This window comes from Accumulibacter sp. (genome assembly GCF_036625195.1).
In the GTDB taxonomy this organism is placed as follows: Bacteria; Pseudomonadota; Gammaproteobacteria; order Burkholderiales; family Rhodocyclaceae; genus Accumulibacter.
On the sequence record NZ_JAZKUG010000001.1, the window covers coordinates 4994531 to 5016828 of the forward strand.

The following is a 22298-nucleotide window of genomic DNA, read 5'->3' on the forward strand; positions in this document are numbered from 1 at the left end:
GCGCCGGCGCCGGATGGGCTCGGCGACTCGGCCAGCCCGGCGCGGCTGCGTCAGCAGCGCCAGCGAACGGCCCGCCAGGCGATACGACGGGTCGCTGAACGGCTGCAGCTCGCCGCAGTCGGCGAGCGCGGTATCGAGCACGAGTTCGCAGTCTCCTTTCCACGGCAGCGTGAAGTGGATCGCCTCATGATGGCCATTCAGCAGCAGCAGGAAATCATCGTCCTTCACCCACTGACCGCGTTCATCCTGTTCTTCCAGGGCTTCGCCGATCAGGTAAAGCGCGAAGCAACGGGCATGATGATGATGCCAGTCCTGGTCGCTGATCTCGCTGCCGTCGGGATGCAGCCAGATGATGTCGCGCACGCCTGCGCCGCGGATGCGCTGCCCCTGGAAGAATTGCCGCCGCCGCAGCGCCGGATGCTGCCGGCGCAGCTCGACCAGGCGACGGGCGAATTGCAGAAGCTCCTGGTTGTCGGGCCGCGTGGCGAGATCCCAGTCGACCCAGCTCAGTTCATTGTCCTGGCAGTAGGCGTTGTTGTTGCCGCGCTGGGTCCGCCCCATCTCGTCACCCGCGAGCAGCATCGGCACTCCTTGTGAAAGCAGCAGCGTCGCCAGCAGGCTGCGTTTTTGCCGCTGCCGCAGCTGGAGCACATCGGCATCAGTCGTCTCGCCTTCGACGCCACAGTTCCAGCTGCGGTTGTGCGACTCGCCATCGCGGTTCTCTTCCCCGTTGGCCGCGTTGTGCTTCTCGTTGTGGCTGACCAGATCGTGCAGCGTGAAGCCGTCATGCGCGGTGATGAAGTTGATGCTGGCATAGGGTCGGCGGCCACTGTGCTGGTAGAGATCGCTGGAGCCGGTCAGGCGGTAGGCGAGTTGCCCGATCAGCCCCCCCTCGCCGCGCCAGTAATCGCGCACGACGTCGCGGTACTTGCCATTCCACTCGGTCCAGCCGACCGGGAAGTTGCCGACCTGGTAGCCGCCGTCGCCGAGGTCCCAGGGCTCGGCGATCAGCTTGACCTGCGACAGCAGCGGGTCCTGGTGGATGATGTCCATGAAGGCGCCGAGCTGGTCCACTTCATGCAGTTCCCTGGCCAGGGCGGCTGCCAGATCGAAGCGAAAGCCATCGACGTGCATTTCGCTGACCCAGTAGCGCAAGCTGTCCATGATCAGCTGCAACACCCTGGGATGCATCATGTTCAGGGTATTGCCGCAGCCGGTGTAGTCCATGTAGTAGCGGGCAGCGCCCGGCACCAGCCGATAATAGGCGGCATTGTCGATGCCGCGAAAGCACAGCGTCGGCCCCAGGTGGTTGCCCTCGGCGGTGTGGTTGTAGACCACGTCCATGATGACTTCGATGCCGGCGGCGTGCAGGGTCCTGACCAGCTGCTTGAACTCGTCGACACGACCGCTGGCGGAGTAGCGGGGGTCGGGGGCGAAGTAGCCGATGGAGTTGTAGCCCCAGTAGTTCTTCAGCCCCCGTTGCAGCAGGTGGCGGTCATCGACGAAGGTCTGGATCGGCAGGAACTCCACCGCGGTGATTCCCAGACGCCGGAAGTGCTCGATGACCGGCGGGCTGCCCAAACCGGCATAGGTGCCGCGCAGCCCGGGCGGCACCAGCGGGTGCAGGCGCGTGAAGCCCTTGACGTGCAGCTCGTAGATGACGCTCTGGTGCCAGGGAACGTTCGGGCGGCGGTCGTCTTGCCAGTCGAAGGCGGAATCGATCACCTGGCACTTGAACATGCGGGGTCCGCTGTCGCGGCGGCTGAAGCTCAAGTCCTCACGCGGGCTGCCGATGCGGTAACCGAACTGGGCATCGCACCACTCGATGGCGCCGACGATCGCCCTGGCGTAGGGGTCGAGCAGCAGCTTGTGCGGATTGAAGCGGTGCCCTTCCTCAGGCCGATAGGGACCATGGACGCGGTAGCCGTACAGTTGCCCGGGGCGCAATCCGGGCAGATAGGCGTGCCAGATTTGGTCGGTCTTCTCGGGCAGCTCGATGCGCTGTCGCTCGTCTCGTCCGCCGTCGTCGAACAGGCACAGCTCGACCTTGTCGGCGTGCTCCGCGAAGAGGGCAAAATTGACCCCTTCGCCGTCCCAGGTGGCGCCCAGGGGATAGGGTTTGCCGGGCCAGACGGCCACCAGTGCGTCAGACATGGCGGCAGCAGGAGTCTGCCGGCGAAGCCGGAAAGCGGCTGGCGTTGCCGTGCCGGGAATCGCCGACGATCCACCACCGCGTGTTGCCGCGACCTTCCGGCAGCCGCGGGACGGTCGATTGACACACTCGCGGGCCCCGGCCACGCTGGCCAGCGCACGCCAGCCCAGACGCATCGCGATGGCTTTCCAACCGGCTCATCAGTACCGCTCTCGCGAGCACGGCCCCCCGACGCTGGAGCCGCCGATCCAGGAGCATGCGAGCAGCTCCCTGACCCGCGTTGCGAGCAACGCCGGCGCGAGCTCGCCGCTCCATCGATACTCTTTCCATCACCATCCGAGCCAGTTACCGCTGCGTCTGCAGCAACGCGCGGGGCGGTTCTACCGAGCAGCCTGCCAGGGTGTCCTGCGAGTCAAGCGGAACGAACGGCCCGCTGCCGAAACCGGTCAGCGCGCCAGCGATGCCGCGCCGAAAAAACCCCTTGTGCCAGTATGCAGGATTGTACCAGCGCACGATCCCTTTGCCCACCGCGACACACCGCAGCAGCCGTCGATGGCCAACGAAGGCCTCCGCTCCTGCTTCCCTGGCTGGCCACCGACGCCGCTCTGCCGCTGGCGCGCCGGCCGAGATTCGTCAGGCGACAGCGCAGCGGCCGCGTTCCTTGCCACAGTCCGTGACTTTCGACACTCGGCCAGCGTCTGCGGCGTGTGAAGATCAGCCTCGCGGTGAGCGGACAAACCAACATGGGAGTGAGCGATGAACGTGCGAGTCCTCGTCGTGGTTGTTCTCGGGTTGCAGATTTGCCAGCCGGCCAGCGCCGGCCCGATGTTCAGGTGCGAGGTCAACGGCCGAGTCGAGTTCAGTGATCGTCGTTGCCAGCCGGTGAAGCCGGTCTGCGCCGAAAGGGACGGCAAGGATGCGCAACGCTCGCAGTCAGCCGCGTCTGCAGTGGAAGCAGGCAGACCCCTGGTTCATCCCGCGACCGTTCAGGCGCACACGGGCAACACCGTGGACCTGCCCGGCCGGCTGGCTTTCAATTACAGCGTGCACGGCGCCGAGAGCAGGCCACGTGGGTTCGATACCCGACACGAACCGCAGGCTTCCACCAGATGAGCTGCGGGGCAAACAGCGAGCGGCAAACGCAGTCGGGCGCTCGCTGACCCTGGCTCGGCGGGAGCCGCCCGCATGCCTGCATGGCCGCGGACGAAGCAACACGGGTACGAGAAGTCCCACCCCCATTGATTGCCAGAGACTCCGTTTGGCGGCCGGCGGCCCAAGGCGCCTGAACGGCCAAGCCTCTGCCAGCGCTGCGATGGATTCTGCGGGGCTCGGGACGGGATGGATGCCGGCTTCGCCCGCGGCACGACGAATTCCTGACAGGTTGCGAGCACCGGCTCAATACCGCCAGTCTCCCGACCGGAAAGCACCAGCCTCAGTCGCTGACATGCCGCGGCGAACCGGCCTTGCGGTGCCAGACCGCCGCGCCGATGGTCGCCATGCGGATCAATGGTCGGTGAGTCTTGGCAAACCTGCGGATTGACGAAGCTTGATCAACATAGCCGCAGCAAGGCTTTGCAGCTACACTCACCGTAGCGGGCCAGCACCCGGTCATGCGCACGGTGGCCTGGGCCAACGGTGCGGACATTGCCCCTGAATTCCTGCTCGAACTGCTGCAGGCGCAGCGAAGCGGCGGGGCCGCATGATGAGCTGACACAAGGAACGAACGATGGAAACGACCCTGTACCAGTCGGACTACTACACGTGGGTGCGCCAGCAAGCCGAACTGCTGCGTGCGGAACGCTTTGATGACCTTGACGCGGCGCACCTGATTGAGGAGCTGGAAGCCATGGGGGCAAGCGAACGGCGCGAACTGACGAACAGGTTGACGGTTTTGCTGATGCATCTGCTGAAGTGGCAATTTCAACCAGCGAGGCGAGGCGCGGCATGGTCGCTGACCATCCGCGTGCAACGCATGGATATTGCCGATCTGCTCAACGACGAGCCGGGACTGAAGCCGGAAATTCCCCAAGCGTTGGAAAAAGCCTATCGCAAGGCTCGGCTGCTGGCGGCGAACGAAACCGGCATGGACGAAATGACCTTCCCCAAGCAATCGCCATACTCGATGGAGCAAACGATGGCGGATGATTTTCTGCCCGAGGGCAACTGAGAAAAACGGAGTCTTGCCGCGCCTATCTCGGCGGAGAGAAAACCGCAGCCACCCAGGAACCCGCACGTCGCGCAGCAGCCGGCCGCCTCCACCAGTTCGCTCGGCGCCTCGTCCATGATCTCGCGGTGCCGGCGCTCATGCCGTTTGATGAGCAGGTCTTGCGGCCCGTCTTCGGCAGAGTGCGGGCATGGGTTCTGTCGTACAGGTCGGGCCGGCCTCCCGAAGCTTCCCGAAGCGCTCCCGCGATCTTTCCTGGCGCGCTCTGCTGATCGGCGGAGAAGAGGATACAGGCGGCTGGCCGGCGATCCCGTGGCGCGCGTGGTGGCTGACTTGGGCCTTTTTTCCCCGTGGTGCTAGACCGGTGCTGGCCCGCAAAAAAGCCCAACCTTTTGAGTTGGGCTGATGCATTGATTCCTTGGCTCCCCGACCTGGGCTCGAACCAGGGACCTACGGATTAACAGTCTGAACTTCTAGGCGTTTTTTGACGTTGAAGGGTATGCGCGAACTGTAGTCAAAACCCTTGAAAACAAGACGTTGAGCAAAACAGGCATTGCTTGATGTTGAACCGGGTTGCTGTAAAATGGCTACATGGTGGCTACACGGAATCGCCCATGTAGCCGAACCCGGAGACGATGACATGAACCGCGAACGCCTGACACCCGACCGCATCCGCCGCTTGACCCTGCCCGAAGGCGCCGGGCAATCCTTCACCTGGGACACCGACGCGCCGCGGCTGGCCGTTCGTGTGACCGCCGGCGCCAAGTCGTTCATCTTTGAATCCAAGCTGAGCCGGCAGACGGTCCGCGTGACCATCGGCGACGTTCGGGCATGGACACTCGCGGCAGCCCGCGACGAAGCGCGCCGGCTGCAAACGATGATCGACCAGGGGATAGACCCGCGCCAAGAGAAGCTTGAACGCATCACCGCCGCCAAGGTAAAGCGGGAAGAAGCAAAGCGGATCGCAACGCCGGCACTCGACGCCTGGGGCTCCTACCTTGCCGCCCGCGCGCCGCGATGGGGCGAGCGCACCTTGCTTGACCATCAGAGACTTGTCGATGCTGGCGGACAACTCAAGACCCGAGGACGCCGGCCCGGCGAAGGCGATACGACGCTGCCGGGCATCCTGCTGCCACTGCTGAGTCATCCTCTGGAACAGATCGACACTGACCGCGTGCGCGCCTGGCTGCAGGACGAAGCCACCAAGCGCCCGACAGCCGCCGCGTTGTCGTTCAGGTATCTGCGCGCCTTCCTCAACTGGTGCTCGGATCGCCCCGAGTACCGCGACCAAGTCCGCGCCGACGCCTGCATCACGCGCATGGCAAAGGACGAATTGCCGAAGAAGACTGCCAAGGACGACTGCCTACAGCGTGAGCAGTTGCCGGCATGGTTCGCCGCCGTCCGCCAGATCGGGAATCCGGTCATCGCTGCCTATCTCCAGACCGCGCTGCTGACTGGCGCCCGTCGCGAAGAGGTGGCCGGCATCCGCTGGGAAGACGTGGACTTTCAGTGGCGGTCCATGACCATCAAGGACAAGGTCGACGGCGAGCGCACGATCCCGCTGACGCCATACGTCGCGTCCTTGCTGGCCGCTCTGCCTCGTCGCAATGAATGGGTGTTCAGCAGCGTCACAGCGGCATCTGGCAGGCTGCAGGAGCCGCGCATCATGCACAACAAGGCGCTGACCACTGCCGGCTTGCCTGCACTCTCGATTCACGGTCTGCGCCGTTCCTTTGGCACGCTGGCGGAATGGGTGGAGTGTCCGGCTGGCGTATCGGCGCAGATCATGGGACACAAGCCAAGCGCGACCGCCGAGAAGCATTACCGCGTGCGCCCGCTCGACTTGCTGCGCATGTGGCACACCAAGATCGAGGCGTGGATTCTCACCGAGGCGGGTATCGAGCAGCCTGCCGAAGATCGAGCGCCCGGCTTGCGAGTCGTCAGTGCTGTCTGACGGTTCAGGCAAGCCACATGAACTTGCGTTGAACTATCGCCTTCTGAGGCATACAATGTATTGCCATGAGCAAGATTTCCTGCATCAAGCCAACCGATAGGCAGGCTATCGAGTGGGTCAAGGAGGCCGGCAGCCAGCACCGCCGCCTTGTTTTCACTGACCATGCGGAGTTGCGAATGAAAGAACGCCGCATCGGCCGCCGGCAGGTGCTGGAGACGTTGAGGAATGGGCACATCAGCGAACCGTTGCATCAAGACATCAAGGGCGATTGGCGGTGCAACGTCAGTTGGTTCCATGCTGGGGCTCGCTTGACTGTGGGCGTGGTTTTCAAGCTGTCCAACAAAGGCGAGTGGGTGGTGATCGCGACGGTATTCGAGGGGTGACATGAGCGAAATGCTGAAGTACGAAGATTGCGGACTGAAGAACATTTGGCTGGCGAACGGTTTCCGTTACGAGGATCTGGAGGGCATCGGCCGCTGCCTGGAAATCGACGACATCGACGGCTTGCACCGGGCCATCGGGCACCGCCTTGTGAATTACAAGAAGCGACTGACGGGCGCCGAGATCCGCTTCCTGCGCGTTGAAATGGGCATGTCTCAGAGGCGGTTGGCGGACAGCTTGGGCGTGGATGAGCAAAGCGTTTCGCTGTGGGAGCGTGGCAAGCGCCGGCCGGCCATTGCGGCGGAACGGATGTTGCGCCTGCTCTACTTGGAGCACGTGGACGGAGCGACCAAGGTTGCTGAGCTGATCGCGCAGTGGAATGACACCGATCGCCAAGAGGATGAACTGCGCCGGGTGTTCGAGGACACAGAGCATGGGTGGCGCCAGGCGGCATGACGGGAATGCACGACCCGCGCCGCCCGGCGACTTGCTTGCGGGCTGGCTGGAAGACCTCGACATGAGCGTGACCGCGTTTGCTGCCCACAAGGGTATCAGCCGGGTCATGCTGTCCCGCATCCTGCACGGACACGCCGCCGTCACCGCCGACATGGACCTGCGCTTGCATGAAGCCCTGGGTACCTCGCCCGGCTACTGGCTGCGCCTGCAAGCTCAGCGCGACTTGTGGACCCCTGGCGAGAAAGCCAAGGAACGCGCACCGGTGGCACGAATCGCCGCCTGACCGAATCACCGACGCCTGACGGACTCAGGCAACGAGCACTACTGCCGCGCCTAGATCGGCCAATCGAAAACCGGGCACCTTCCCCGGCTGGCGCGGCACCCCGTTGAAGGAGCGCGAGAAGGAGCGCAGTATGAGCGTTGTCGTTCCTATCAATGGCCGCGAGGCTATCCCGGTTCGTGCCATTCCTTTCGTGACGGGGTGGGATGTTTCGCCAGACATGGTTGCGAAGTCGCTGGCAAACTCTTCCGATGGCTTACGCCTATACCGACTGACCGCCTACCAACACCACGCTAATGGCAGCCATACGCCAATCTTGCCTAAGGAATGGGACGGCATTGAGGATCGCCTACGAGGCTTGAGCGAGTCCTTGAAGACCAAGAACAACAACCGCCACATAGCCCGACCGCAATGGCTAAAAAAATCTGTGCCGATACTGCCTGCTGGAGTTTTTGTGTGGAGGGATGATCTACAGACATCATGGCATCGATTCAGCGCGCAGGCGGGCACTCGAAAAGGCGAGCGCCCCAATGATGGGATGCTGAACTTCTCGCCGCTAATCTCCCCGCCAGAAACGCGAGCGATAGTTATGGAGGGATTCGAGGGTCTCCCGCTGGCCGCTACTGCCGCCCCGATTGTTGGCGAAGAACCGGAGCGGGCGAGGCACGACGAAGAATATGATTCTGCTTGGGATGAATTGGAGTCTTCCAGCTATCACGAGCAGATGGGGCTGGCAGTCCTTGCTTCCTTGTACCCGAGGGGAAAGCGTGCCGTCAATATATCTGACGAAAGGTGTCTCGAACTAGCGCGTTCTACTTGTCTTCAAGTAGCGGATTGGATCGAGCTGACCGGGGTTCGGCTGGGCAAGCACGAGCATTATTTCGTAGAGCAATCAAGCGTCAGTTTTGTCAAATGGAGTGATGAAGCCATCACAGACGCGCCGACAGGTTGGCAACCTGCCATGCTTCGGGACAACAAGACTCTACCCTTGCCCTTTCCTTGCACGCCCGAGCAACTTCTTCAGTTCGTCGACACATTGCACGTAGGAGTCCATGCATTCCGCGTACCGGACGCGTTTCGGCAGGCGGTGTCCGAGAGCGTGCCGACGGCCAACACCGCGCCGCAGGTACCGGAGGAAGCGCGGGGGCAGGCTGCCACTTCTGGAGCGACAGAGGTAACGCTTGATGGTAACGACGGGCAAGGCGAAGCCGCGACGCAAGCATCGAACGCCATGGAGGCTTTCAGACGGGCGGTACTAGCTTCAGAGCACTCGACAGATGTTGCGGCCGAGGCCATCGAGCAGGTGAGTCAAGATCAGGGTTGCAAACCGTCGGAAGCGAATCCTGAACACGAGGTGTTGGCCAAGAAGGCAGACGAATCTGGCGACGCGGGCGCCCCGGTGTCGAGTGAGGTTGCAAGACAAAACCGCCAAGAGCACGACATCGCGGCCGAGAGAGGCTGTCGTCGCATGATTCTGGAACACTGGGACACCATCGAAAAACTACATGGACCAAGAGCGAAAGGCGCTCAGGTAGCGCGGTTCTTGCGCAACCAGCCCGACAATCGCGAAAGCGAACCATCTCTCAAGACAATCCGAAACCGCCTAATCGATCTTCGCAAGCAAAAGTTGATTCCCTGATTTTTTCCCGGGGGATTCCCGGGGGAATCCCATTTTTCCCGGCTTGCGCATTAGTCAGCACAAAGCAATATAAATCTGTTCGCCGAGGTTGATTAACCATGCAATCCCGCAGGAGATCACCGCAGGCTTTCCATCCAGAAAGGAAAGCAGCGAATGGAAAAGAAGAGTACCCGCGAAGAGCGGATCCCATACGATCGGAGCTGTGACCAGTTCGCAGCCCTCAATCAAGTCAAGGGGCAGTCGGTCCGGGCGAGGATTTGCCGAACCGGGAGCTATTTTGGAGTTGTACCGAAAAAGCTCGCCAACGGCCGCCTGGCCTTTCCCGCAGTGCAGGTCTAGCGATGAACACGCGCTTGCTCTCCACCACCGCATCCCATGGCTCGACGGCGGACGATCGTCCCATCGAACGGTTCCGCGAGGCAATCGCCTCGACCGGCCTGGTTCCGCCGGAGCACATCGAGGCCGACGGCAGACTACACCGCTTCCATGTCGCGGGTGACAAGCCGGGCAGCCGCAACGGCTGGTACGTTCTGCATCTCGACAGGCACACCGCGGGCGCGTTCGGCACTTGGAAGCTCTGGGGCACGCACACCTGGAGCAGCGACCAGACGACGATCTCCGCGGCGCAGCAACGGCGTTTCGCCCGGCTCGTCGAAGCGGCGCGGGCGAAGGAACAGGCGGAACGGCAGGACGAGCAGGCAGCGCGGGCGGTCGAAGCGCAGCAGCAGTGGGAACTCGGATCGGATCCCGATCGGCTGCACCCCTATCTGGTCGCCAAGGCCGTCCGAGCGCATGCGTTGCGCCAGCACGGCGTCGCCCTGCTCGTACCGCTCGTCGATGAACACCTCCGCCTCTGGAACGTTCAGAGGATCTTCCCCGACGGCAGCAAGCTGTTCCATCGCGGTCGCGCAGGGGGCCTGTTCTGCCCGATCGGCCGTCTCGAACAGCCAGGCCAACTCCTCATTTGCGAGGGTTGGGCCACCGGAAGTACGCTGCACGATTCCGCCGGGCACGCCGTCCTTTGCGCGATGAGCGCTCACAACTTGGTCGTCGTCGCGCGCGCCGCACGAGCGACCTGGCCAGACGCCGAACTGACGATCTGCGCCGACAACGATTGGGGCACGCCGGGCAATCCGGGAGTTACCGCGGCGACCAGCGCCGCGAAGACCGTCGGCGCCCGGCTGGCAATTCCCGAGTTTCCGGACGGCACGACGGGAACCGATTTCAACGATCTCGCGCGAATCCTCTCCGAGCGGAGGGCGGCATGAGTTACGACGAACAGCCTATCCAGCCGTCGGCGCCGATCCCGGACATTGGCGACCTCGTCGCCGACGCCCCTGCCGTGCCTTCACAAGCGGACGACGATGCCGCGACCGTCGAGCGGATCCTCTTCGCATCGGCGACGGATCCGACCGCGTACCTGACCAAGGAATCCCTGGACGCGTTCCGGCGAACTCGCGAGTCCGACTCAGTCGAGTACGAGCGGGTCCGCACCCTGCTCAAGAGCGCGAATCCCAAGATCCGGGTCACCAAGCTCGACGAACTGACGCAGGCGGCCGGAGAGGCCGATCGCTGCAGCGACAGCCTGGCGTCGAGGCTGACCGATCTGGCGGCCGAGCGTTGCGAACTCTGGCACGACGCGGACGGCAACGGCTACGCCAGCTTCGACCGTGTGCAGGACGGCGGAACACATCGTGAGCACTGGTTGATCGAATCGCGCGGCTACAGGGAGTGGCTCGGCTGGCTGTGCCATACGGAACTCGATGGCGCTCCGGCCTCCGAGGTCATCAAAGCCACGTGTAACGCGCTTACCGGAAAGGCGAAGTTCGACGGCGAAGAGCGCGAGCCGGCAAAGCGTGTCGGCCGCACCGAGGCGGGCTACTGGCTCGACCTCGGCGACGAGCAGTGGCGCGCAGTGCTGATCACGGCGGTCGGGTGGACGATTCGCGACGTACCCGAGCCGCGGTTCGTTCGCAGCAGGGCGATGCGCCCGCTTCCTTGCCCGGTGTGCGGGGGCAGTCTCGACACGATCTGGCCGTTGCTCAACATCCCGAAGGAAGACCGTGACCTGCTGCTGGCGTGGCTGATCGAGTGCTATCGGTGTGACACGCCGTACCCCGTCCTCGAACTGATCGGCGAACACGGCTGCGCGAAGAGCACGACGCAAAAGACGCTACGCACGTTCATCGATCCGAACAAGGCAATGCTCCGTGGCCGGCCGAAGTCTGTCGAGGACGTCTATGTGGCCGCCGGAGCGAACCACGTGGTGTCGTTGGAGAACCTCTCCGGCATCTCGCCGGAGATCTCCGACGCCCTGTGCACGATCGCCACGGGTGGCGGGACAGCCGGCCGGCAGTTTTATACCAACGGCGAGGAGCACATCATCGAAGCGCACAACCCGGTGATGCTCAACGGCATCGGCGCCGTGATCACGCGCTCCGACCTGCTCGACCGGGCCGTCGCGATCTGCCTGCCGAAGATCGAGCAGCGGATGACCGAGGCAGAGCACCGCGAACTACTGAACAAGACCGCTGGCGAGATCATGGGCGCGCTGCTCGACCTCTTCGTCAGGACGCTGGCCAAACTGCCCACGGTGCGCATCGACGCCGTGGAGCGTCCGCGCATGGCCGATTTCGCGATGCTCGGCGAGGCCATGCACCAGTCGTGCGGTGGCAGGCCGGGGGCCTGGCTGAAACGGTACGTTGCGCACCGGCAGGAGGCGGTACAGCGCACGATCGAAGCCTCCCCCGTCGCGGCCGCGTGTCTCGAATTCGTGGCCGGCTGCAATCGCTACGCGGGAACGGTCAAGGGCTTGCTCGAACGGCTCGAAAGGCAGTCGTCGGCCACCAGCATCGAGCGCGGCGACTACTGGCCGAAGTCCCCCAAAGGTCTTGCCGACGCGCTGCGCCGCGCGGCCCCGGCACTGCGACAACTTGGCGTTCATGTCGAAATCGACAGCAAGCCGAAGCGCGACGGCGTTCACTGCGAACTTCGGCAAGAGCCGGGATACTCCGCGCCGGATGGGGTAAACGATACGCCAGCAGGTTCACGAAGTTCACCAGATTCACCCGCCGCGGATGACGAGGAGGTGGAACTGTGAATCTCGCCGACCTGCGCGCTCTGGGCGTCGAGGTCAGCCTGGGCATGGAGGGCAACGTACGCCTGCGCGCCGCGCCCGGCGTACTGACTCCACAGCTCAAACAGGCGATCGTCGAGGCCAAACCCAGGCTGATCGAGGAGCTGCGAGGGCTTCGGCGGGAGCCGGTGAACCTGGTGAACCTGGTGAACTTCGATTCCCACTGTTTGACTCCGGCCCGCGCACCATCAACCGCGAGTGAGAAAGTTCACCCTGCGTCGAATCCGCAGAAGGTCAACGCCCGGGAGCGACCAAGCGCGCCTCTCGATAGCGCGCTCAGCAGCAAAATACATGCAACTGTGATGGCTTGGCTGGATCACATCGGTGAGACTGACGGGGCGACGATCGCCGAGGTACTGGCCGCTTGTTTTCGGGGCGCTGACGCGCGGGATTATTTCATGGATCGGTCCGTCGAGGCCGTCGGGCGACAGTGCGCCAACTGCCAGCACGCGCGCCGGCCTGGCGGCGTCGTTCTGTACTGCTCCGCCGGCCGAGCCGATTTGGCGCTGGCGTACGGCGATGGGCACCCGTTGCGCCAATTGCCTGAGAACGGCGGAGCTTCGTGCGAACGATGGTCCTTGTGGTGAGCGGCTTCGCAGTCGGGATTGCCCGATCTGCGTCGGTAATTCGTACCAGGGTGGTCGGTGTACAATCGCCAGGAAAGTCAGCGAATACATTTCCCCTGGACATTTTCGCGCTCATAGTCGTTGCGCACGGAGGTCCCAGCGGCAAAGCGTTCCGGGCCGTGCAGAACAAAGATCTGGAGCAAAGCATAGGGTGCGCCACAAAGCCAGCCGGTCGCCTTCGTGGCGCCGGGCGTGTCTGCTACCGTAGGAGAGGCTCGGGCACTTGCCGCGAGCCGACGGCGCCCAAATAGGGCAAGCCACGCTGCCGAATGTCGACCCGCATCGCGTCGGACAGGTACACCGCAGTAATCTTCTCAAGTACGGGAACCTCCTGCGATCGGCGGAAATCCTCGGCGGCATCCTGATCGAAAAACTCTTCGTCGCCAACGCTCCCTGACTCCCGATGCAAGACTTTCCATTTCCTGGTACTCGCCACCCACCGCAGCTCGAATCGCCGACTCAATGTCGGGAACTGCGCCTCTTCCAACTGCGCACCCCATGACTTGACCAGCTTGGCGACTGCGGCTGGGACGATTCGGTCATAGAAAGCTCGCAGGCCGTCGGCATTTGCCCATGGAAATCGCTCGGCGTGCAGGCTCCCCGGCAACCAAGCTATTCCTGCGAACCCTCGATCTGCGGCAAGCAGCAGCATGATTCTGAGCGCAGCTTCCAGCCAATGATTGAGGTAGGGATTGAAAGGGGGCGGCTGCGGGTCATCGTCCCATTCGAAGCTGTCGCTGGCCGCATCATCGATTGACCGTCGTTGGCTTGCCTGCTGGATAGCCGCCCGAAGTTCCTGATTCCAGTCACTCTGGATCTCTTCGAGGACGAGCAGACGCGCGCCGGCGGGCGTCTTGCGCTCGGTGCTGCGCACATGGGCAACGATGTTGGGAATGTCGAAGTGCGGTCCAACATACTGCACCGGGAGATTGGGAGCGGTAATGAGCCATTCGGTGTAGTTTTCGCCCTCGGGGAGTACGTAAAGCGCGAAGCGATTGAGGCTCCTCGTCTGGCCGATGAATCCCACGGCGGCAAGGCGCCGCGCCATGCGCTCAACCAGAGCCCGGCCGTAGGCCATCGCCTCCTGGGAGCTGGCAAAGCGCCGCTCTACCGGGTGCGACGCCAGTTTTCTTCGTCCCCGAGGAACCGACAACGACCAGTACCGATGCCGGCCAAACAATCCGGGGTCGACTTCCAGATGCAACCAGATACACAACCCGAAGGCGCGATCCATGTAATGCAACAGGCGGGCCTCGCGTCGACCTCGCCACACGACGATGGATGGAAATTCGGTCGGGCGTTGTTGTTTTTCGTAACGGACGATCGGCTGGTATTCATCGGTGACACGGCGCTGTAGAACGAGTTCGCAGGGAGGCGCGTGCTTCAGAAAGGCGAGCAGTTCGTCGATGTGCAGCAGGGTCGCATGGTGTTCTTCCAGCTCCGGGATGACGTTGGACCATTCGATCTCGACACCGCTGACTCCTCTTCCCTGCAAGTTGCGGATGCTGCCAATCCACTGTTGCGGCGTTCCTTTCGCCTGGCCAGTGGCGACAAGCTGCCGCTGGAGCGGCGACCAGAGATTGATCGGTGAAAGCTCGTATTCCTTCCCTGTTCGCTTTTTCATGGCGTTGAACTCGGCCCAGCCCTGTTCACTTTGCCGTCATCCCTGCTCAGCGCGCCACACCACCGGCGTAGGCCGCGTCGATCATGCTCTTGATGTAGCTGTCGCTGTCCTCCTCCTGGAACAGGATGTGCCGCCGCTGCATCTCCCTCTTCTCCATGTTCCACAGCATCGTCATCGTGTGCGAGTGCGTGTTCGAGACGATGAACGACTGCAGGCGCACGCTGGCATCACCGAGGCGTTGTTCAATCTCCTTGATGCTCTCGTGAAACTGGATCTTTGGATCGCTCGGCCCGAGATTGCGGATACCCTTGGGGTCCACGAAGATCACATGTTGGATGCCGTCCGCGAGCAGCCAGAGGATGAAGTCGGGGTGGAAATTGCCGGCCTCGAAGAATCCCACGCCGCGACCCTTGCTCAGGTTGCGCAACAGGTAGAGTTCTCTGGTTCTGAAGAAGTCGGCGTTTGCGTCGTGAAAGGCCTTGAGATCCTCGACGAAGCGGCGCTCGCCCTTGTTCAGCGCCGTGGGGCTGATCTCGACGATCTTGGTGTCGAGATAGAGCAGCGGCTGATACAGATGCTGGCCGAACCAGATCGCCTTCATGCCCGCGAATGCCCACGGCTGCAGGTCGCCATTCGCGATCGCGACCTTCAGTTCCCTGAGCTTGGCGGCGATCGCTTCCTCCGACTTGTCGATCAGGATGCGGTAGCCGCTCTGTTCGGGAGATTCTCGGACGCTCAGGAAGTTCGGGTCGTCCTCGGCGAGATCCCGATACTCCAGGTGCGGCAGTTCCCATTCGCGCTTGCGGAACGTGTAGTAGCGCTCGGTATACTTCCTGAGCAGGGCGACGGCGATCTCATCCCACAGACGCACTTTCTCGAAAGAATCGAAGGCCAGTTCTTCGGCAGGAATCTGCAGCCGGTACCAGCTCTGATCGGCGAGCAGTCGCTCGATGGCCGATCGTGCCAGGTTCAGGTTGTACCAGCCGCGCTCGGCCTTGAACCGCTCCAGCTCGAAGGTCATCCGGTCGAAGTCGAGGAAGGCCACATGCCGGGCGCTGAGGTGGGTCTCGTTGAGCGCGGCATTCGCATCGCCGCCAATCAGACCACCCGCTTTCATCGCCTGAATCTTGGGGTACCAGTTGAGCACCACCTGGTTTTTCTGCAGGTACGCCGTGCTCGGGTCGCGGGTCGGGTCCGGCCGGGCCAGGGTCGGCACCGGACCGAGCTTGCGGAACGCGTCGCCGAAATCGGTGCTGACACCGTTGATCGTCTTCTTGAGGCGGACTGTCTTGAGTTTCTGCGTGCCGAGGTTCCTGATCACCGGCAGCAGGAAGTCGTGTCGATCGTCGTTCGTCGGCAAGCCCTCTTCTTCAAGGAAATCGCGGAACTGCGCCATGTAGTCGGCGTGAATGCCGAAGATACCGAGGGTCTCCAGCACGCTGAGGTGCTTGGGCCGATCGACGCCGTCGGGCAGGCGTGCCCTGCTGCTGCGCTTGAGGCTCAGGTCGTAGCCCTTGAGCCGCACGCCGCGTCCGAAGAGCTGGATGATCTGCGCGCCTTCCCCCTTGCCGACGTTCATCAGGCCCATGGTGGACACGCGCCAACTGCTCCAGCCCTCGGTGAACTTCTTCGACCCGATCAGGAGATTCACCGTCGACTGCGGCTTGTTGATCTCCTGAAACAGCGAGCCCGAGAATTCACGTTCGCCGGTCGCCAGGTGATGCTGCTCGCACAGCTTCACCAGCTTGGCGTCGTCACCGACGTTGATGACGCCGAAGGGCGGGTTGTCGGCGCCGAGTCGTAGCGCCACTTCGCCGGCCGCGCCCTTCAGGTTCTCGACATAGAGGAGTCCGCCGCGCGGCGCGTTGAAGAGCGTTTCAAGCGTTTCATCGAAGACCTGTGCCGGCGACAGCCCGCAGGTGTTGAGATAGGCGAAGCGTCCGGCAAACAGGTTCCTGCCCGTCGCGGTGACCAGGCCCTGATGCAGGATGCGTTCGATTTGCTGGATGCTGGTCGCGCGGTTTGCCACATAGCGTGCGAGAAACTGCAGGATCTCGACGATATCCGAAGCATCCCGCGTGGCCAGCGTCGCCGTCACGCTGCCGCCGACGAAGATCCACAGGGGTTTCTCGATGTGGAAGGGCCGGAAGGTCGCGCCCTGCTCGCGGTAGAGTCGCTGCTGCTGGAAGAACGACAACAGGCACGCCACCAGATACAGTTCAAGGTGCTTCTGCTGTGTTCCCTCGTCGAGGTTCAGGATCTGGTAGTCCTTGCCGAAACCGTCGCCGTAGAAGTAGCGGTACGAGTAATCGAACAGCGTGCTCCTGGCGTAGAGATCGATGAGCTTTGGCCTGCCCTTGACCGCCTGCCCGAAAGTGGCCGAGTACTCGAACGAAAAGCCCTTCTCGGACAGCGCGTTGCGAAAGCGCATCCACGCGCCCTCTTCGCCGCTGCTGGTGCCGCGGTGGCCTTCGTCCACCAGTACCAGGTTGTTGCCCTCGAAGTCATCGATGGCGATGGTCGTGTCGCCCATCTCGTCGCGCAGCCGGGTCACTTCGAGGATCTCCACCGCCTGGCCGGAGAACAGCCCGCGCCCCTTCTTGCTGAACAGCTCGGCGTCGATGCCCGCCGCTTCGAACTCGCGCAGGTGCTGCCGGGAAAGCCCCTCGTTGGGCGTCAGCAGCAGGATGCGGTTCAGTTCCCGGCGTCGCCCGTGCGTCTTCAGCGCGTGTTGGTACTGGAGAATGTTGGCGTGCATCAGGAGCGTCTTGCCGCTACCGGTGGCGCTCCAGTAGGCCAGCTTGTTGAGCTGCGACCAGGCTTCGGCGGTTTCGTCGAAGGGCGTAATCTGGTCAGCCTCGGGCTTGTCGGCGTTGTAGACGGCGATCTGCGTGTTCAGCGCGGCGAGCAGCGCCTGGGGATCGCGGAAGTAACGGTCGAGATAGATTTCGGTGAACAGGAGGGTGAGGTACTGGAAATATTTCCAGACGATCGGCTGCTCGCCGTGCGTGAGTCGTCGCTCGTTCAGCCGCTGCGTGTGCCTGACGATGTTCTGGTCGTATTCGAGCAACAGTTCGGTCGGCAATTGCGTCAGGTTGAAAAGCTGGGCGGTGAGCGCGTGGTGAAAGTGGTGAACCTGGTTCTCATCGAGGCCCTCCAGGCTTTCGTGGCGCAGGTGCTCGGCCAGATCGTCGAAGTGCTTGACGTTGAACAGCGACAGCAACCACTGATTCAGCACCAGCTTGTGGGGGAATGGCACCTGTGGCTGCCTGCTGGTGCGGCTTCGCGGTGCGGCCGGTGCTGCGGCCGCCGGGTTGCGTGGGCGCCCTCGTGGCATCAGTGCTCTCCCCCAGCGGGTCCGGGTTTGCCAGCCGGAATCTGGCCAGCGCTCGTTTCACCGAGTACCCCCGCCGCCAGTTGTTGCTCGATGAAGCGTTGCATCTCCTCTTTCTTCGGCAGTTCCAGCAGGTACTTCGATACGAACAGCCCGTTGTCGATGCCGGCCAGCGCGTATTCCACCAAGGCATGATCCTTCTGCGTGCACAGCAGGATGCCCACCGGCGGATTGTCGCCGGCCGTCATCATGTTCTTGCGATACCAGCTCACATAGGTGTTCAGTTGGCCGATGTTCTCGTGGCTGAATGCGGCGATTTTCAGTTCCAGCAGGACATGGCATTTGAGAATGCGGTGATAGAAGACGAGGTCCACGAAGTTGTGGCTGTCGCCGATCAGGATGCGCTTCTGTCGCGCCTCGAAACAGAAGCCGTGGCCGAGTTCGAGCAGGAAGTCGTGCAGCTTGTTCAGGAGCTGATCTTCGAGATGCGATTCGCTCATCACCTCCTGCGGCTTCAAGCCCAGGAACTCGAAGACGTAGGGGTCGCGGATAGTCAGCGTCGGCTCGGCGCGCTCGGCATCTTCCTGAGCCAGAGCGGCCAGTTTCGCCTTGTCCGTCGAAAGCCCGGATCGCTCGTAGTAAAGGCTGGCAATCTGCCGCTTCAGCTCCCGCACCGACCAGTTGCCACGAATGCACTCCAGCTCGTAAAAGGCCCGTTTGGTCGTGTCGTCGCATTGCAGCAGCTCCACGATGTGGCTGAACGAGAGCCTGCTCAGGACATCGCCGGCGGCAACACCGAATCCGGGAGTCGGTGACTCCCGATTGTTGCCGAAATTCGTTTGCGGCAAGAGAGCAACGCCCAATTCGGGAGTCAGCGTCTCCCGAATCTGCGGATAACTCAGATAGAACTGGCGGTAGCGCCGCAGTTCTCTCGCCTCGGCGCGGCTGACGCCGGCCACCATCAGCCGTTCCGACAATCGCTCGATCAACGTGTCGCCATACTGGGCGCGGTCCGACCCCTGTTGCTCGTACTCCGTGATGTACAGACCGATCAGCCAGTTGCGCAGGGTGAGGCTGGTATTGACCGCCCGCGACGCCTGCGCCGCCAGCCTGGCGTGCGCGTTCCCGATGGTCGTCACCAGACGTTCGAAAGACAGTGCAGCGGCGGCCGGGGGGGTGGTACTCATACGCCCTCGGCCTCGAACATCAGCCGGTGGAAGTCCTCCTCGATCAAGCGGACCTTCCACAGATCGTCGGGTGTCTTGAGGTTCTCCAGGTTGTTGCCGCCGTTGACATAGATGAGGTCGAACTCGCTGTCCTTCGCCGAGTAGCCCTGTTTGGTGAACCACTCGTCGAGAACGAGATTATCCTGCTCGGGCTCGCCGGTGAGCTTGCGCCAGATGATCAGCGTCCTGCGGCCGTCGGGCGTGGTACCTGTAACCGTGCGGAAGGTGTAGGAGCTTTCAGTTTTCAGTGGTTCAGTTTGCAGTCGCCCCTCTTCCTGAACACTGAACACTGAAAACTGAACACTAGCCATGGCCAACCTCCCCTTCACCCGCAACCGCCCCTCCCCATCGCGCTCGAATGCCGCGCTGAAACTTTGCGGCGCGGCGATGTGCTGGACGGTCAGGCCGATGAGCCAGTTGAAGGTCTCCAGCAGATCGACATTGACCTCGCGGCTTTCGTCCGAGCCGGGGCGCTTGACCTTGAGCTTGTAGGCAGTGGGATCGCTGAACGCCTGCACGTTGAGCAGCGACTGGCTGCCGCGCGTCTCGACATCGAGCATGTAGCGCAACAGATACTGTTCCTTGAACCCGCCGGCGCCTTGCGCCTCGGGGGAATCGAGCAAGCTTTGCTGCACGGGGGTGCGGCGGGTTTCCAGGTTGTTGAGCGCGTCCTCGTAGGATTCGAGGCGGAGGACCTTGACGATGCGCGGGCTACGCTCGGCTTCCTCGGGCGTGGCGAGGCGTTTGGGCTTGCCGTCCTTCCACTCCGGCGTGAAGGTAACCTTCTTGATGCGCGGCAGGAGCACCGTGTCGAAGTAGTCGCCCATTTCAACGAGGATGAACCTGCGTCGGCAGCCGTCTTCCCGGTTGAGGTTGATCACGGCGTGGCCGGTGGTTCCCGAACCAGCGAAGAAGTCGAGGACTTCCTCATCTGACTCGCTCGCCAAGCCAGACACCCAAAGGCTGTCCTGTACAGCAAATGGTGACTTCGCAAATGAGAAGGCTGCCCCGCCAAACAGGTCGGTCAGTGCCGCGCTGCCATACTCGCGAGCGGCGTAGGTGTTCTTGTCCCACCATGATCTCGGCAGAACACCATCAGTCGGGCGGTGCCTGCGATACACCTGAGGAGTACCATCCTTGGCCACTCGAACCTCAAGGTCGCACAGGTTCTCAATCGCTGAAAGGTGGTTGAAGCTCCATATTCGCTGCTGGCCCTTCTCGTCCGTAGGCCAGACTACGACTTCCCCCTCAGCGGGTTGCTCAAGGACATTCCATGTTCTCGACGCGTTGTTCCACGAGAGCGCTGGTATACGCATCGCGCCCACGGCAGGTAAAACGTAGATCGGATAGTACTGCTTTGGTCGTGCCACGCGGTACGTTACAGACCCACCGCCCTTCCGAAATGGCTGCCAATTGACGTAGCCGCCGTCTTCCTCGGAGAATCTCTCCAACTGCTTCTCGGACCGAGGAAGTCGTTCGAGAGAACTGTCCCCGTTCGTGTAGAAGAAAGCATACTCATGGCAGACGGACAACCCACGTACGGACGGTCGGCCTGACGGGTTATTTCGTATCACGGCCGTACCAAGCTGGTTGCCTTTTCCGAATTCTTGGTCGATGAGGCTTGCCAACTCATGAACTTGATAGTCATCGATAGTGACGCATAGCACCCCTCGATTCGACAAGAACGAGCGTGCCAACGAGAGTCGGTTCTGAATCATGGACATCCACGAGGAGCTTCTGTAGCCGTTCTTGTAGTCGATTGGCCCCGCATCTGTGTTGTACGGCGGATCGATGTAAATGCACCGTACTTGTTCCCGATAGTGCGCCTGTATCAGAGAGAGTGCATGAAAGTTCTCGCCGTGAACCAGCAGGCCGTCAACATACTCGCCCACATCGCCTAATGCTTCGAGTAGCCGCGCCGTAAAGCCCGCATCGAAGTGCCGCGTATCCACCACCAGCGTCGGATGCGCTTTCAGGAACTCAGGCTTCAGCGGCTTGCTGTAGCCCGGCGTCACCATGTCGCCCCTGATCTCGTCGATCGCAAAGAGCTTCACCCACTCCTCGTGTTGCGCCTCGTTGGCAGCAATCTCCGCGTAGAAAGCCTCTGGGATGCAGCCGATCGTGATGCAGTACTGTGCTTCGACGACGAATTTTTTCTTCAGCCACAGCTTCTTCTGGAAGTCTTCCAATTGGGCGAGGAAGTCGATGATCTTGCCGGCGATCCTGCGGATGACCTTGATCTTGGAAAGGTACTGCTCGACGCGAGGGACCGTCTCGTTTTCCACATCGTCGAGGTGCATGACCTCGTTCTTGATGTAGAAGTCGAGTTCGCGGCGCAGGAAGCCGCCCAGGTTCTTGTGGATGAAGTAGTCGAAGGTATTGCGCGCCGTGTAGCGCCTGAGGTGCGCCTCCAACCGTGTGTAGTCGGCCTTCTCGCCGCCCCTCGTAACGTGCGACCTGCCCAACTCTGTGATCCACGCGGCGAGCGATGCGTCCGCCACCGCCAGCACGCGCTTGGCGGCGAACGCGATCAAGTCCTTCTGCGCCGGCGGTTTGGTCTTGCCGTCGCGAGCATCGTCTGGCCAGTCGGTGAGCGTCGCCGGACGATACTCGAAGCGGATGATCAGTTCCTTCCCCTGCTCGCCATCTGCCTCGGCGATGAAATCCCGACTGGAATCACCGGCGGCTGCCAGCATGAACACGCGGTCCTTGCCTTCGGCGGCCTTGACGTTGCCGTGCTCTCCCTCGACGGCGTCCGCCAGACGGAAGTGCACGCGCATCGGCTTCTGCTCGTCGTCCGGCCGCAGGCGGAAAGCATAGTCGCGCAAGTATTCGCTGGTCTTGATGTAGTACTGGTCCTTGTTGGCCCAGTGCAGCGTGACTTCCTCGCCCTCGTAGGGGATGGCGTACACGCCGGGCCTGTAGACCCGCTTGGCGAGAAAGTCGCCCTCGGAGTAATAGCGGCGGAAGAAACTGTAGAGGTGGTCGTAGACCTCGCTCTCCAGCGCACCGACGTCCACGGCGTCGTTCTTGAGCCGGGCGCGCAGGTCCTTGACCTTGGGCAGGGTCTCGGGGTCGGCGCCGAGTGACTGCGCCTGTTCGATGGCCTTGGCCAGTTCGTTCGTGATCTCGGCCTTGTTGGCGGTCCTGTATTGACCGAATGCCGCCTGCACCTGCGGCAGCAAATCCTTGTCGAGGAACTGCGACACCTCGTTACTCTTGGCGTGCATGACGCGGTAGAGGCCGAAGTCCAGGTCTGGCTGGTCAAGCTGGAACAGCTCCTGAAGGAGGGTCTTCAGCTTTTCATATTTCTGGCTCATCGCGAC

At 62.4% G+C, this 22298-nt stretch carries 12 protein-coding genes and 1 pseudogene; 8 read left to right on the top strand and 5 right to left on the bottom strand.

Features of this window, described 5'->3' with window-relative positions; all coding sequences use genetic code 11:
• Positions 1-18 precede the first annotated feature (18 nt).
• A pseudogene (gene glgX / locus V5B60_RS21180) lies at positions 19-2154 on the bottom strand (glycogen debranching protein GlgX); the annotation flags it as partial.
• 1724 nt (positions 2155-3878) lie between these two features.
• On the opposite strand from glgX, the gene V5B60_RS21185 reads away from it, so the two are divergent.
• From V5B60_RS21185 to V5B60_RS21220, 8 genes are all read left to right on the top strand, one after another.
• Positions 3879-4319 (top strand): DUF29 domain-containing protein, encoded by a 441-nt coding sequence (locus tag V5B60_RS21185; RefSeq protein WP_332350005.1) that lies wholly within the window; start codon positions 3879-3881, stop codon positions 4317-4319.
• Between the two features lie 637 nt (positions 4320-4956).
• Positions 4957-6270: a tyrosine-type recombinase/integrase gene (locus V5B60_RS21190; RefSeq protein ID WP_332350007.1), complete on the top strand. Its 1314-nt coding sequence runs from the start codon at positions 4957-4959 to the stop codon at positions 6268-6270.
• 65 nt (positions 6271-6335) lie between these two features.
• Positions 6336-6653: a DUF4258 domain-containing protein gene (locus V5B60_RS21195; RefSeq protein WP_332350009.1), complete on the top strand. Its 318-nt coding sequence runs from the start codon at positions 6336-6338 to the stop codon at positions 6651-6653.
• Position 6654: 1 nt separating this feature from the next.
• Positions 6655-7107: a helix-turn-helix domain-containing protein gene (locus V5B60_RS21200; protein WP_332350011.1), complete on the top strand. Its 453-nt coding sequence runs from the start codon at positions 6655-6657 to the stop codon at positions 7105-7107.
• Positions 7085-7390, top strand: a complete 306-nt coding sequence (locus tag V5B60_RS21205) for a HigA family addiction module antitoxin (RefSeq protein WP_332350013.1) — start codon at positions 7085-7087, stop codon at positions 7388-7390. The genes V5B60_RS21200 and V5B60_RS21205 overlap by 23 nt, the downstream gene beginning before the upstream one ends.
• A 130-nt stretch (positions 7391-7520) precedes the next feature.
• Positions 7521-9026: a hypothetical protein gene (locus tag V5B60_RS21210; protein ID WP_332350015.1), complete on the top strand. Its 1506-nt coding sequence runs from the start codon at positions 7521-7523 to the stop codon at positions 9024-9026.
• Between the two features lie 341 nt (positions 9027-9367).
• On the top strand, positions 9368-10294 hold the full coding sequence (locus V5B60_RS21215; RefSeq protein ID WP_332350017.1) for a toprim domain-containing protein: 927 nt from the start codon (positions 9368-9370) through the stop codon (positions 10292-10294).
• A gap of 1828 nt (positions 10295-12122) precedes the next feature.
• Positions 12123-12749, top strand: a complete 627-nt coding sequence (locus V5B60_RS21220) for a hypothetical protein (RefSeq protein ID WP_332350019.1) — start codon at positions 12123-12125, stop codon at positions 12747-12749.
• 238 nt (positions 12750-12987) lie between these two features.
• Here the strand turns inward: V5B60_RS21220 and V5B60_RS21225 are convergent, their stop codons facing one another.
• Genes V5B60_RS21225 through V5B60_RS21240 form a run of 4 tightly spaced genes read right to left on the bottom strand, consistent with a single transcriptional unit; the run spans position 12988 to position 22292 of the window.
• On the bottom strand, positions 12988-14412 hold the full coding sequence (locus V5B60_RS21225) for a hypothetical protein (protein WP_332350021.1): 1425 nt from the start codon (positions 14410-14412) through the stop codon (positions 12988-12990).
• 46 nt (positions 14413-14458) lie between these two features.
• The gene (locus V5B60_RS21230; RefSeq protein WP_332350023.1) at positions 14459-17749 is read right to left on the bottom strand and encodes a DEAD/DEAH box helicase family protein; all 3291 of its coding nucleotides are present in this window, start codon (positions 17747-17749) and stop codon (positions 14459-14461) included.
• Positions 17749-18933, bottom strand: a complete 1185-nt coding sequence (locus V5B60_RS21235; RefSeq protein WP_332350025.1) for a PDDEXK nuclease domain-containing protein — start codon at positions 18931-18933, stop codon at positions 17749-17751. The genes V5B60_RS21230 and V5B60_RS21235 overlap by 1 nt, the downstream gene beginning before the upstream one ends.
• On the bottom strand, positions 18930-22292 hold the full coding sequence (locus V5B60_RS21240; protein ID WP_332350027.1) for a site-specific DNA-methyltransferase: 3363 nt from the start codon (positions 22290-22292) through the stop codon (positions 18930-18932). Before V5B60_RS21240 ends, V5B60_RS21235 begins: the two co-directional genes overlap by 4 nt.
• Positions 22293-22298: the final 6 nt, after the last annotated feature.